The sequence below is a fragment of the Pseudomonas sp. OIL-1 genome, assembly GCF_010669185.1.
Taxonomy (GTDB): Bacteria; Pseudomonadota; Gammaproteobacteria; order Pseudomonadales; family Pseudomonadaceae; genus Halopseudomonas; species Halopseudomonas profundi.
The window spans coordinates 2675474-2687845 of record NZ_CP048629.1; the positions used below are offsets into that span (position 1 = coordinate 2675474).

General features: G+C 59.4%; 12 protein-coding genes. 2 read left to right on the forward strand and 10 right to left on the reverse strand.

What is annotated here, in order from left to right:
• Positions 1 to 87 precede the first annotated feature (87 nt).
• Positions 88 to 363 (reverse strand): YbfB/YjiJ family MFS transporter, encoded by a 276-nt coding sequence (locus tag G3M63_RS12510; RefSeq protein ID WP_371923456.1) that lies wholly within the window; start codon positions 361 to 363, stop codon positions 88 to 90.
• 106 nt (positions 364 to 469) lie between these two features.
• Here G3M63_RS12510 and G3M63_RS12515 point away from each other — a divergent pair, with 106 nt between their 5' ends.
• Both G3M63_RS12515 and G3M63_RS12520 read left to right on the forward strand, forming a co-directional pair.
• Positions 470 to 1186, forward strand: coding sequence for a hypothetical protein (locus tag G3M63_RS12515; RefSeq protein WP_163983342.1), 717 nt, complete (start codon positions 470 to 472; stop codon positions 1184 to 1186).
• Positions 1187 to 1296: 110 nt separating this feature from the next.
• Positions 1297 to 2283: an LLM class flavin-dependent oxidoreductase gene (locus tag G3M63_RS12520; RefSeq protein ID WP_163983343.1), complete on the forward strand. Its 987-nt coding sequence runs from the start codon at positions 1297 to 1299 to the stop codon at positions 2281 to 2283.
• Positions 2284 to 2523: 240 nt separating this feature from the next.
• Here the strand turns inward: G3M63_RS12520 and G3M63_RS12525 are convergent, their stop codons facing one another.
• From G3M63_RS12525 to G3M63_RS12565, 9 genes are all read right to left on the reverse strand, one after another.
• Entirely contained in the window at positions 2524 to 3009 is a 486-nt protein-coding gene (locus tag G3M63_RS12525; RefSeq protein WP_256669810.1) for a helix-turn-helix domain-containing protein, read from the reverse strand.
• On the reverse strand, positions 3006 to 4322 hold the full coding sequence (locus G3M63_RS12530; RefSeq protein ID WP_163983345.1) for a type II toxin-antitoxin system HipA family toxin: 1317 nt from the start codon (positions 4320 to 4322) through the stop codon (positions 3006 to 3008). Before G3M63_RS12530 ends, G3M63_RS12525 begins: the two co-directional genes overlap by 4 nt.
• A 187-nt stretch (positions 4323 to 4509) precedes the next feature.
• The gene (locus G3M63_RS12535; RefSeq protein WP_163983346.1) at positions 4510 to 5766 is read right to left on the reverse strand and encodes an MFS transporter; all 1257 of its coding nucleotides are present in this window, start codon (positions 5764 to 5766) and stop codon (positions 4510 to 4512) included.
• A 47-nt stretch (positions 5767 to 5813) separates the two neighbouring features.
• Positions 5814 to 6500, reverse strand: coding sequence for a DUF6064 family protein (locus G3M63_RS12540; RefSeq protein ID WP_163983347.1), 687 nt, complete (start codon positions 6498 to 6500; stop codon positions 5814 to 5816).
• Complete coding sequence (locus G3M63_RS12545; RefSeq protein WP_163983348.1) at positions 6497 to 7408, reverse strand: aldo/keto reductase; 912 nt, start codon at positions 7406 to 7408, stop codon at positions 6497 to 6499. Before G3M63_RS12545 ends, G3M63_RS12540 begins: the two co-directional genes overlap by 4 nt.
• A complete protein-coding gene (locus G3M63_RS12550; protein ID WP_163983349.1) occupies positions 7405 to 7809 on the reverse strand; it encodes a hypothetical protein in 405 nt (134 codons plus the stop codon). The genes G3M63_RS12545 and G3M63_RS12550 overlap by 4 nt, the downstream gene beginning before the upstream one ends.
• Positions 7810 to 7961: 152 nt before the next feature.
• A complete protein-coding gene (locus G3M63_RS12555; RefSeq protein WP_218573603.1) occupies positions 7962 to 10496 on the reverse strand; it encodes an ABC transporter permease in 2535 nt (844 codons plus the stop codon).
• A 22-nt stretch (positions 10497 to 10518) separates the two neighbouring features.
• Positions 10519 to 11172, reverse strand: a complete 654-nt coding sequence (locus tag G3M63_RS12560; protein ID WP_163984265.1) for an ABC transporter ATP-binding protein — start codon at positions 11170 to 11172, stop codon at positions 10519 to 10521.
• A 131-nt stretch (positions 11173 to 11303) separates the two neighbouring features.
• Positions 11304 to 12353 (reverse strand): DNA topoisomerase IB, encoded by a 1050-nt coding sequence (locus tag G3M63_RS12565; protein WP_163983351.1) that lies wholly within the window; start codon positions 12351 to 12353, stop codon positions 11304 to 11306.
• Between the last annotated feature and the right edge of the window lie 19 nt (positions 12354 to 12372).

Genomic DNA, 12372 nt, shown 5'->3' on the forward strand with positions numbered 1-12372 from the left:
GAGATGAAAGTTAGCAATCCCACCCTCATCTAGCGGTCCCGGCCCTTCAGAAGTTCGAACCGGCACCCCCTTCGGCTCCCCAACCGCTCACTCTTTAGGAAGACGACGGATCAATAGCGTCAAGACAAAGCCCACCGACAACACCGCGAAGGTGAAGCTGAACGCGGCGGTGAAGCCGCCGGTGGTTTCGATCAGCCAGCCGGCAATGGCAGGGCCGAGGAATTGGCCGAAGGCAAAGAACGGTGTCCCAAAACTGAACGCGATGGGAATGTAGCGGGGCGCCACCTGATCCGTAGCGCTGGTCTGAATCTCGCAAACAGTCAGTTGACCGAAGCGCCCATCACCAGCTAGCGGACAGCCCAAGCCGATAACATCGTGCTTGAAATGTGCACGAAATCACAATATTCATTGTCATACGCGCACGGCATCCTGCCCGACATTTGTTAATCGAGGAGTTTTCGTTTAGCCCATGGTTGAGTTGATCGAAGCAAACCAGACGGTAATCCAGATCGGCGTCAACATCGCTACGATGCTTATCTGGCTGATATACGCCCATTTGCTGTATTTCGGCTTTCGCCGGCAGCGCACGCCCCGGGTGATCATCAACCGCGGCAGGCAAAAGGATCTGGACGGGCTGTGCATCATCAGCAACATGAGCAAGGAGGCGATCTATGTGGAGTATCTTCTCGCTACTCTCAAAACCTCGGCGGGCTATATCACAATGGATGTCACGGATTTCGAACAGTCCGCTACTGAGGAGCGTGAGGATGAAGAGGGCAATCGGAAAGCTGTATCGGTGACGCCCGAGAACGTTCGTGAGAATACTCGACAGGGCCCACTCCTCTCGGGTGAGTATATGCATATCGGTACGTTTCAGAGCATCGTCAACCGCCTGGCGCGGCATGCCGGCATCCCGATGCGGGGCTATTGCCCCGAGGGCGACATACAATTGGAATCTCTGAGTGTCCAGATTATCGCTCTGTATGGCCCGGAACCCCGGCCGATTAGCGCCACTCGAGACTTTATTATCAAAAGCGATCATGCCGGGAGCACATTGACACCTACGTCCTGGCGTACCCGACAGGGCATTTCGTTCCTGCACCGTCGCCTCTTGGGCAAAAAGGTGAACGAATTGAACGACTCCAACTTTTCGGTGGACTCTACCATCCGCCTGGACAAGGATTAGCCCTATACGGCCCGCGTGGCTGGTTGTGCTGTGCTTATCCAGTTGCCTTGAATCCCAGTCTTACAGCTCGCCTGCCCGCAGGCGACTTTTTTATCAAAGGAAACCGTTCCATGATCCCGCTTTCTATTCTTGAACTTGGGCGTGTGCGTCAAGGGGCAGACCCACGTACCGCACTCAACGAGGCTCGCACCCTGGCTCAGCACGCTGAGCGTCTGGGCTACCGCCGCATCTGGGTGGCCGAGCACCACAATATGCCTGGCGTGACGACGGCGGCCACCTCGGTCGTCATTGCCCACATTGCCGCCGGGACCAGCAGTATCCGCGTGGGCGCTGGCGGCATCATGTTGCCCAATCATGCTCCCTATGTGATCGCCGAGCAGTTTGGCACCCTGGAAACCCTGTTTCCCGGACGCATCGATCTCGGGCTGGGCCGTGCGCCGGGGACCGACCAGATGACGTTGCGGGCCTTGCGCCGGAATCCGGCCAACGCCGAGAATTTCCCCCAGGACGTTCTGGAGCTACAGGGGTTTCTTGGACCCAGGAAGGCCGGACGGCGCATCGAGGCTATCCCTGGCGTGGACACCAACGTGCCGCTCTGGATTCTGGGCTCCAGCCTGTTCGGTGCGCAGTTGGCGGCGTCCCTGGGGCTGCCTTATGGCTTCGCATCGCATTTCGCACCCCAGGCGCTTCACCAGGCATTGGATGTTTATCGTTCGACCTTCAAACCATCGGCGCAGGCGGACAAGCCCTACGCGCTGGTCGGGGTCAACGTGATCGCAGCCGAGACGGATGAAGAAGCGCGTTATCTTGCTACTTCACAGCAGATGTCGTTCACCGACCTGTTTCGCGGGACGCGCGGCCTGATGCAGCCACCGATCAAGGATATCGAGACCTACTGGACGCCGCAAGAAAAGGCTCAGGCGGGGCAGATGCTCAGCTGCAGCGTCGTTGGCAGCCGAGAAAGCGTCCGCCGCGGCCTTCAACAGCTCATCAAGGACACCGGAGCGGACGAACTGATGATCGTGTGCGATATCTTCGATCCGGAGAAGCGGCTGATGTCACTGCAGCTCATTGCAGAGGCTCTGCAGGACGATTGATGGCCGAAGCTAGCGGTGTGCGGGATGTCCAAGGTGAAGACGAGTATCGGCGTAGCGCAGGCGCGCTACACCCCCAGGAGCGCGTTTGGGTTGCCGGCCTCGTTCGGATTCGCCAAGCCAGCAAACCCTGAATTGTGGAGGGCCGACCTGGTAAAGTGAATGGGGTGTTTTTGATGCGAGGGATAGAGGGCGCGGCGCCTTGCGAGCCAGGAGCGGGCCCCTCGATAACGTTACGCGCAACTACTGACTGACATCGTCCTCGCTGGTTGGCCCATCTTTTTGAGCCTCTTTTTTGGCGATTTTGCGCGACGTGCCAACTGCAGGTCTGTTCCCCGCTGTCCCTTTAGGCTTCGCCCCCCTTGAAATGGCGTGGGTGACCTTGCGATTTACGACCTCACCTTTAACAATTTGAGATACGCTGCTGCGTTCGCCAGCAATAACGCGCCTTCTGTGTGCAGGCATCGCAGCCATGAGCCCCATCCGTAGCCCAAACTTACGCAATATCGAATCGACGGTACTCAACGTCGGATTACCTTTGTCTGTTTCCAACTGATACAGCGCTCTGGTGGACATGCCGCACATTTGAGCAAAGGTTTCCTGATCGAAACCAGTAACCTCCAAACGAAGCCTGCGAATAGCCATGCCGAGGGTTAATTCACCATCAGTGTGCAGCTGAATGATCTCTTCGATCAGTTGTTTACGCAGTTCTCCGGTCGTGGCTTTCATAGCAGCTCCCATAACTCAAAATTCGAGTCCAGATTATTCACTGGGATAGCCTTTGACTGACGAATATCCAGGGGCATATCTACGAGCAAATCCGGCAGCGCTCGGAACTCATTGGCAGCGCCACGGATACGCTCATACAGATAATCCGGGGCATACCAATCCGGGAAGCCGGCACAAATTTCACGCCACCTTGGGCTCCCTTTCTTTTCGGCTTCCCATTTTGTCGCCCTGGTTACGCCATCTGCATCCAATACCATCGGGGCCAGGTCATAGATCGGGGCCAGATCAAACTTTTCCCTGTACCGGAATATGGATGTGTTACGACCGTGGTTGTCGCTGTTGCCCAGAATTCGGTTGAGCAGGTCTCGACGTATGTATTCAAAGATCAGCTCTGGCACCTCATCGGCTTGCCCGCTTAAGCACCACAACTCAATCAGCTTCGACAACACAACCTCATGCTTGAGTCTCGATCCAGGCTCTGTGTTACCGAGTAAGGAGTAGACGGATTCAACCGCGAGACGCTCGACGCTCCCTCCATTCACGATGCGGTCAAACCGTGGCATCCAAAGACTGGGCCTTTCGGCTTCTTCCAGACTCAAACCATGAGTCGAAACGGTATTCAAGCCCAGACGCGACACCGCTTTGTAGTACTGGTACTCAGCGCGAAGAATGTTCTTGTCGTTCTCCGTCACCTTGTTCCGAGCGAACTTAACTAATGCGTGTGATTGCACGCGAGAATCATCAAGCATGGCATCAGCGTAAAGCTTTCCGTCACGCCCCTCGGTCAGCAATAGCTTTGGTGCTTCACCCTGAGCGCCAGTCGCGCCACCCAGTGCAGCCCCAGCCTCGTAAGCGTACTCAAGAAAATCATTGGTACGCTCAACCACTTCCTGGCGAGCGAAGGCTTCAGCCCCGGTGTCCTCAAGAGCCTCAACGGACTCTTTGATACGTAGGTTGCCGATGGGCGATGGCGTACATCTCCCCAGTAGAAACAGATCAAGATCTATCTCTGGGGGCTTTTCATCATTAAATCGCTTGATCAGTGACTTCCTCGCATGACCAGCAGGTATGATGTCGAGAATGAAGGCTGGGAAGCCTCTGGTATCCTCAGGGCTCCAGTTGACCGGCAAGTTCACGCTGACGGCATGTTCGAAAACGCTATCTATCACGTCAAAGAAATCATGCAGATATGTTGTCTTATACGAAGTCGTTACGCGGGTCTCCGCAACAGCTTGCGTACCTGAGATGCTCAGATCCAGGGCGTCGTGCCATTGGCCGTTTACAAAGGTTTGTATGGTTAGCGCTTCGAACATTACGGCGAACTCAATCGGCATTAAGATGCTGACTAATCTAGGTCATGCGGGTTTAATCGGCAATATAAATCTGTAATTGGCCTTATTCTGCGCGAATTCGGCATTTTAATGCCGACTATGGGTTGTCTAACGTGCCTGCAGTGAACATACCGCTCAGTTACGCCCCGCTGGAGACGGGGCTCCTTGCTCATCTAATTGTTCCCGCGCCTTCAGGAGGCTGCACCGGCTCCGTCTTCGGCTCCCCAACCGCCCACTCCTTGGGAAAGCGGCGGATCAATAGCGTCAGGACAAAGCCCACCGACAACACCACGAAGGTGAAGCTGAACGCGGCGGTGAAGCCGCCGGTGGTTTCGATCAGCCAGCCGGCGATGGCGGGGCCGAGGAATTGGCCGAAGGCAAAGAACAGGGTCGCGAAACTGAACGCGATAGGGATGTAGCGGGGCGCGACCTGATCCGTAGCGCTGGTCTGAATCATCGCAAAGAGTCCGTTGACCGAAGCGCCCATCACCAGATAATGGACGAAGAAGTAGGGCAGTGATTGGTCGATGAGGGGCAACGCCATACCCACGATCACCAGGAAGATGCACATCGACAGCGCGTTGCCCCGGCCCCAGAAATCAGATACCCATCCCCATAGCGGACCGGCAGCGATGGACATCAGGCCCATCATTGCCATGAAGCGTCCTGCGATGGCTTCGCTGTGCCCGCTTTCGACCATGAAACTGATCATGAACACCGTCTGGACGATATAGCCCAGGCCGATGATGCCGTAGGTGGTGGCCACGATCAGGATGCGGGGGTTGCGGTAGATCCGCCACTTGTCATCCGAGGGCAGGCTGCCAGTAGGGCTGGCGGTGGCCTTTGGCGGATTGCGAACGAACAGGCCGATCAGTGTCGCCACGAGCAGCGCTGCGCCGGCAAACACGCCCCAGCTGACCCGCCAACCCTGCTCGCCGAATAGGTTGAATAAGAAGGGCACCAGGACACCGGACACCAGAATGCCGACACCTACGCCGCTGGTCATGCAGCCGATCACCAGCCCACGCTTATCGGGAAACCAGGTCGCTAGCAGCGCCACCATGGGCGCAAACGCAAAGGCGGTCCCAAACCCCAGTAACCCCATCAGGAACATCACCAGCCAGAAGTTCGCGGCCATCGACAGACCCAGGAACCCCACGGATACCGTGAGCATGCCAAACATGACCGAGGCCTTGGCGCCCCAGCGAGCAGCCGCCAGGCCCCCGGCCAGCACGAAGGACACATAACACAGGGCGGTAACGGTGCTGAGAATCCCGGCCTGCTGGTAGGACAAGCCAAGGTCTGCGCGCATCGCTGGCAGGATGATGCCAAACGCCAGCCGGGCGAACCCGATCACAACCAGGGACGTAAGGGTGCCACACAGTACGGTAAGCACCATGTTCGGGCGGTTTGCATTCTGGGACATCGGGGCTCTCTTCTAATCTGACACTTCGCAGCCGCTCAGATTAACAGTTATCCGCTGTGGTGGGCCGAACAGGACTCAATGCTCTTCCAGACGACACCGAGTAATGCGATTGCCAGAATGGCGAACAACGCACCGGCCCCGGACGTATTCAGCACCTGCAACGTGAGACCGGAGACCAGCATCCAGAGCGCCGGGATGACGGCTGCAATCCAGAGCGCCAAACTGCGTAGCAGGATCAGCGCCAGGCCCAAGGTGGTGATGGCGGTGGGATCGGCGTGGATGCCGAACACTTGCGCCTGGTACCAGGAACTGCCGGTGAGCAGCGCCATTAGCGGCAGGATGACCAGGCCGAACAGGGTAATTGCTGCGCCGATGACGACCGGTGGGCTTGTGCGGCGCGGTGTTGTATCCAGGCCAAACCCGGTCAGCCCAATCAGTGCCAGTAGCACGGCCTGGGCGATGAACGCGTAGCCAACATAGCCCCCAGCCCAGTTGAGTTCTGCATAGCGCTGCATAAAGAACGCGATGGCGACGAAGGCCCAGAGCGGGGCGGGCAGCAGGCAGGCGAGCCGTGTGTGGCCTTTAAATGCAAGCACAAGCGCGGCTGCGCCCAGCGCCAGGGTCAGCAGGTGCAGCGGCCAGAAGGTCTCGCCCATGCGTTCAAGCAGGCGGAGGTAGACATCCGCCGTGAAGGGAATGAAGTCCTGCAGTCGGTAGCTCGCCCAGTCGTTCATAGCGACTCGATATAGGCTGCCATGCGCTGCCGGGCGTCAGGGGAGGGCATGGGATCATGACCGGCGCGCATGTTTTCCTGCAGATGTTCGACCTGGGTGGTCGCGGGGATGGCGCAGGTTATCGCCGGGTGGCTGACGATAAACTTCAGCAGAAAGTCTCCCCAGGTGCTGCAGCCGCATTCTACTTGCGCCCACTCGGGCAGTGGCTCGTTACGGCGCTTGAGGTTCTTGATCAGACTGCCGCCATTGTAAGGCCGGTTGGCGATCACGCCGATGCCGCGTTCTTCTGCCAGGGGCAGCAGCCTATCTTCGGCCTCGCGCTGGGTGATGTTGTAGGTGAGCTGAACGAAATCGATGTCCTCCGAGGTCATGATCTGTTCGATCTCTCGATGGCGGCGCCCGTGGGAGGTGGTAATGCCGATATGCCCGATTGCGCCCTCGGCTTTCATCTCCTTGAGCGCTGCCAGGTGCTCGCGCCAGTCGGTCAGGTTATGTACCTGCACCAGATCGAAGTGTTCCAGGTTCCAGCGGTCCTGCAGTTCGGCTACCTGCTCGCGGGCCGATCCCCCGGCCGGGCTCCAGACCTTCTCTGCAGAAAACAGACTCTCGGGCGTGCCGAGCTGCTGTAACGCATAGCCCATCACGTCCGGCGCCGAACCGTACATGGGCGAGGAATCAATTAGGCCGCCGCCGTGCTCGAAGAACGCCTTTACCACCTCAGTGCGGGCATCAAGCAACTTCGGATCGCTGCCGACGTTGAAGGTGCGCCAGGTACCCAGGCCGATGACCGGGAGCGTCTGCCGCGGCCCGCCAGTGTTGGCGTAAAGGCGTATCGACGGCAGCAGCATGGCGGCCAGCGTCGCGCCGATGAGCTTGAGGCCTTGTCTGCGCGTGATGCGATGGTTCATAGCGGCCGCTCCTTCATGTTTTTATGAATCGGCACCGTGGAAGCCAACACCAGAACAAAGCATGTCAGCACGAACACCTTATTAACAAACCAGTTGGTGCGCCAGATCGACCACTCCGGGTCGGCGAGAAAACGGACGAACAGGGTGCAGATGATGAGGATTTCGATGAGAGACATGCCAACGGCCAGGACACGCGTATAACGAGGCCGCGCCAATAGCGCCCAACCCAGCCAGATGTGGGCCAGTGGCCACAGATCCCAATAGATATAGCGCGCCCAGGGCTCTCCGTAGGCCACAGCATAGCCAATCGGAAACAGGTATTTGATGAACAGCGTCCAGGCGGCGAGGATGAACAGCAAATGGGCGAGAAAGCGGATCCAGGCGCTCGGGGGTGGTGACATAACAACGCTCCTGTCCCAGGCCGTCGGGACCTGACTGTTTGATCTCTGGTTCTGAGGCAGTCTAGCTCGTGAGTACCCGTTGGATACTCACGAGCCAGGCTGGCGCACCTCGTTTGTCGTAACCGCGCTGTTTGGCTTGTGGTATGAGTCGCTCAACCCTCCCGCAACAACATCGCCTGATTCATCTGCAACGCCCTTAGCGTTGGCAGCAGCCCACCCAATAGCGCAAGCGAACTGACCGCGCCCGCCACCAGCGCTCCGAGCCACCATAAATCACCTGCTGGCAGCTTGAGCAGCGTGGCCGCCAGTGGTAGGGCAATCAGCGCGCCGAGGGCGGTAGCGAACAGGGTCGAAGTGAAGGTAAGCAATCCTGTTTCCAGCAGCATGGCGAGGCGAATCGCCCGGTGCCGGGCGCCGAGGCAATGCAGCAGGTTGGCTTCATAAAGCTGGCGCTTGCGGCTGACACTGACCACGCTGGACAGTACCAGCAAGCTTGCAGTCAGACTGACCAGAGCGACGGCGGCAAGGCCAGCGGTGGCCTTGCCAAGCAAGTCTCCTGCGGTTTCGAGCCAGTCGGCGGTGCGCAGCGTCATTACGTTCGGTATGTTCCTGGCCAGCCATTGTTGGGATTGTTTTGCGGCCGGGTCGCTCTGGTAGACCACGCCGACGTAACGGCCGATCAGCGCATCCAGTGCGCCATCTTGCAGTACGCCTTCAAACCAGAACCGGGTTTGCAGACCTTTCTGCCGATAGAGGGCTTTGATTTCTGCGACTATGGTCTGGCCTTCGACCAGAAATGCCACCTGGTCGCCAACGGTCAGTCCGAGTTCGTTGGCTTCGCGATCCTCCATGGCCATAAAGGCGGGCTCGCCCTCCGGCGCAGGTATCGTCCACCAGTCGCCTGCTATCAGCTCCAGATCTTCCGGGTTGCCGGACAGGTAGCTGAGTTTGTATTCATCACCCATGGCTTCGCGTCTGGCTTGCGAGTTGTCCGCTAGCGCCTCGGCGATTGGCTCCTGGTTGATGGTCGCCAAGCGCGCACGTACCAGAGGCAGTAACTCGGTCTGGCTGGAAGAGTCGAGCGATTCGAGATCAGCCTGGAGCCCGTCAGTCTGATCAGGCAGAACGTCGTACAGGATCAGGGCGGGAGCTTCGGCCGGTATGGTGGATTCCAGCGCGCGCAGCAGGGTACTGACGAGCAGAGTGCAAGCGACGACCAGTGTCAGCGCCGTACCCAGCGAAAGTAGCGTTGCCCGCAACGGCGAATCCGGGCGGTGCAGATTGGCCAGAGCCAGCCGCCGGGCGAAATTGCGATCGGCAAAGCCGCCGTTTTCCAGCGCCTTGGCAGCGTGTCGTAGACCCTTGATCAGACCTTCCAGCAAGCCCCAGAGCACGACCAGCGCGAGCAGGAACAGAAAGCCGAGCTGAGAAGAAGGCAGCCAAAGCAGTAGGGCCCCGATGTACACAGCCAGGAGGATATAGCTGGCTATGCGCCAAATACGAGGTTCATGGCTGGCGGCCTGGACTTTGCCTCTGAACAGCCCGGCCGGTGATGCAGCAAGGGCTCTGGCCAAGGCCGGTAGCGCGAAGACGTAGGCGGTCAGCACTGCAAACAGCCAGCTCAGGAGCAATGGCAGGAGCCACATTTTTATCCACTGGCTGGCGCCGCTCGATTCGGATACCGCGAAGGCATCGCCGGCCAGGCTCAGGGCTACCGCAGACAACCCCAACCCGATGGCGCCGCCGATGAGGCCGGCAAGGCTGCCGAGTATGCCGATCTGCAATAGATAAATGCGCACCAACGGCCCGCGCCGCAGACCCAGCGTTTGCAGCGTGGCTATGGTGCCGAGCTTCTCATCCAGGTAGGCGTGGATGCTGTTGGCGACACCGAGGCCGCCGATGAACAGGGTGGTAAAGGCGATCAGAATCAGCGCCGTGGCAATCTGGTCCAGCCGTTCGGCCAAACGTTCGCTGCGCTCGGCAAAGGTGGTGATATCCCAGCGGGTATCGGGAAAGGCCTGCTCGAATTCATCCAGCCAGAGAGCCAGGTCGCGGTCGGTCTGCACCCGATATTCATAGTCGATGCGGCTGCCTGGTTGTATCAGCTCAGCGGCCTGCAGCGCCTCGTCGGAAATAATGATCGGCAAGCCGCGCCAGTTGGCATTCAGGCTGCGATCGGGCTGCGTCTGAATCAGGCCGCTGATGCGAAATGTCGCCGCGCCAATCTGGATCTGATCGCCAATGGTCTGACCCAGGCGTTCAGCCAGAAGGGGATCGACCACTGCGCCCCAGAGCGCGTCCTGTTGTGCAGTCGCCGCGGCCAGGGGTTGGTCTGGCATCAGCTGTAACTTGCCGTACAACGGGTAGGCTGCATCGGGGACCAGTATCGCGGCCCTGAAGAAGTTCTCGCCATTTGCGTCAGTGACCATGGTGTCGAGCTGGCGCACCAGCGAGATGGTACCGCTGGTCCGGAGCCATTCGAGCACATCATCGGGCAGGGGCTCGCTGGAATCCAGCTCGACATCGCCGCCCAGGAGGGCACGGGTATCCGCCAGCAGGCTCTGCTCGATCACCCGGTAGAGACTGGCTGTAGCCGCCACCAGCGTGACGCCGAGTATCAGGCAGGCCAGAAAGATCTTGAGCACGGAGATGCGCGAGCGCAGATCGGAAACCGCGAATCGGAGCATCCACAGCGCTTTGTTAGAGGCTTCAGAGCGCATGCAGACGCCCTGCATCCATTCTGACCCGGTGCTGGCAGCGCTCGGCTACTCGCTCGTCGTGGGTTACCAGCACCAGGGTGGATTTGCTTTGCCTGTGCAGGTCGAACAGTAGCGTCAGCACCTTTTCACCGGTTATCTGGTCCAGGTTGCCGGTTGGCTCGTCGCCCAGCAGCAGGCTCGGCTGATGCACCAGTGCGCGCGCAATAGCCACACGCTGCTGTTCGCCACCGGAAAGCTGGGTGGGGTAGTGCTGCAGGCGATGGCTCAGCCCAACAGCTTCGAGCATGGCCAGTGCGCGCTCGCGGGCATTGGCCTGGCCGGCAATCTCCAGCGGCAGGCTGACGTTCCCCAGTGCGCTGAGCCCCGGCAGCAAATGAAATGATTGAAAGATGATCCCCAGATGCTCACTGCGCCAGTCGGCCAGCGCATTGGAGTCCATGTCGCCCAGGCGCTGGCTGCCTACCCGTATCTCGCCCTGATCAGGTCGTTCGAGACCGGAGAGCAACAGCAGAAGCGAGGTCTTGCCACTGCCGGAGGGGCCGGTAATCGCCAGTGACTCGCCGGGTGGAACGGTGAGCGAGGCGTTGTCGAGCACCGCAACGGTGCCTGACTCTGTGGGGTAACTGAGGTGAATACCGCTCATTTGCACGCTGGTGGACACAGGGGCTCCTGTTGTTGTTCATGGGGGGCACGGGCTGACACTATGCCATGTCCAGTGCGAACCCAGCCGTGTGATTCACCCTGGCGACCATTCAGCGGCCAAACGAGGGGAGGCTAACTCGCCTTGGCTTTTTCCGGCATGTCGGCGGCCAGTCGTTCGAGAAACATCGCCAGCGCTACTTCCTCGGCTTTCAACCCCTTGCGCACGCGCGGCTTGGGCAGCTTGGTCAGTTCACCCAGGCTGAAATGCTCCAGTACGGCTGGGTGGATATAACATTTGCGGCACACCGCAGGGGTGTTGCCCAGCTGCTTGGCAACGTCTTTGACGACAGCCACTACATGCCGTTTCGCATGCGATTCGGGCTGCCATTCCAGCTCCCGTAGCACGGCCAACGCCATCGCGGTACCGGCCCAGGTGCGGTAATCCTTAGCGGTAAAGTCGGCCCCGGTGAGGCTGTGCAGGTAGTCGTTAACGTCGGCGGAACTGACAGTATGGCGCTCGCCGTCTTCGTCCAGGTATTGAAACAGGTCTTGCCCCGGCAGTTCCTGGCAGCGTTTGACCACCCTGGCCAGGCGCCGATCTTTCACGCTGACCTGGTGTTCCACGCCGCTCTTGCCCCGAAACTGGAACTTGATTGCGCTGCCTTTGATGTCGACATGGCGGGTGCGCAGGGTGGTGAGTCCGTAGGATTTATTGTCCCGGGCGTACTGCGTGTTGCCGACGCGGATCAGCGTGGCATCCAGCAGCATGACCACTGTGGCCAGTACCTTTTCGCGGGTAAAACCTGGCTCCGCGATTTGCGCTTCCAGTTGCTTGCGCAGTTTGGGCAGGGTCTTGCCGAACGCTTGCAGGCGTGAGTATTTGTCGGCGTCGCGCACCTCGCGCCAGCGTGGGTGATAGCGGTATTGCTTGCGCCCGCGGGCATCGCGGCCGGTGGCTTGCAGATGGCCGCGCGGGTCGGCGCAGATCCACACCTCAGTGTAGGCGGGCGGCACGGCCAGCGAATCGAGGCGCTTGATTTCATCGGGCTCGGTAATGCGCACACCCTTGGCATCGAAATACCTGAACGTGCCGCGGTATTTCTTGCGGCTGATGCCGGGCTGGGTGTCGTCGACGTAGCGTAAGTCGCGAGGCAGGTCTGCTTGCAACGCGGAATCGGGCATGGGTCATTTCCCTGTCTAC

Excerpts from the sequence above, each read along its gene's own strand:
- G3M63_RS12515 (WP_163983342.1), top strand. The coding sequence starts at position 470 with ATGGTTGAGTTGATCGAAGCAAACCAGACGGTAATCCAGATCGGCGTC.
- G3M63_RS12520 (WP_163983343.1), top strand. The coding sequence starts at position 1,297 with ATGATCCCGCTTTCTATTCTTGAACTTGGGCGTGTGCGTCAAGGGGCA.
- G3M63_RS12525 (WP_256669810.1), bottom strand. The coding sequence starts at position 3,009 with ATGAAAGCCACGACCGGAGAACTGCGTAAACAACTGATCGAAGAGATC.
- G3M63_RS12530 (WP_163983345.1), bottom strand. The coding sequence starts at position 4,322 with ATGTTCGAAGCGCTAACCATACAAACCTTTGTAAACGGCCAATGGCAC.
- G3M63_RS12535 (WP_163983346.1), bottom strand. The coding sequence starts at position 5,766 with ATGTCCCAGAATGCAAACCGCCCGAACATGGTGCTTACCGTACTGTGT.
- G3M63_RS12540 (WP_163983347.1), bottom strand. The coding sequence starts at position 6,500 with ATGAACGACTGGGCGAGCTACCGACTGCAGGACTTCATTCCCTTCACG.
- G3M63_RS12545 (WP_163983348.1), bottom strand. The coding sequence starts at position 7,408 with ATGAACCATCGCATCACGCGCAGACAAGGCCTCAAGCTCATCGGCGCG.
- G3M63_RS12550 (WP_163983349.1), bottom strand. The coding sequence starts at position 7,809 with ATGTCACCACCCCCGAGCGCCTGGATCCGCTTTCTCGCCCATTTGCTG.
- G3M63_RS12555 (WP_218573603.1), bottom strand. The coding sequence starts at position 10,496 with ATGCTCCGATTCGCGGTTTCCGATCTGCGCTCGCGCATCTCCGTGCTC.
- G3M63_RS12560 (WP_163984265.1), bottom strand. The coding sequence starts at position 11,172 with ATGAGCGGTATTCACCTCAGTTACCCCACAGAGTCAGGCACCGTTGCG.
- G3M63_RS12565 (WP_163983351.1), bottom strand. The coding sequence starts at position 12,353 with ATGCCCGATTCCGCGTTGCAAGCAGACCTGCCTCGCGACTTACGCTAC.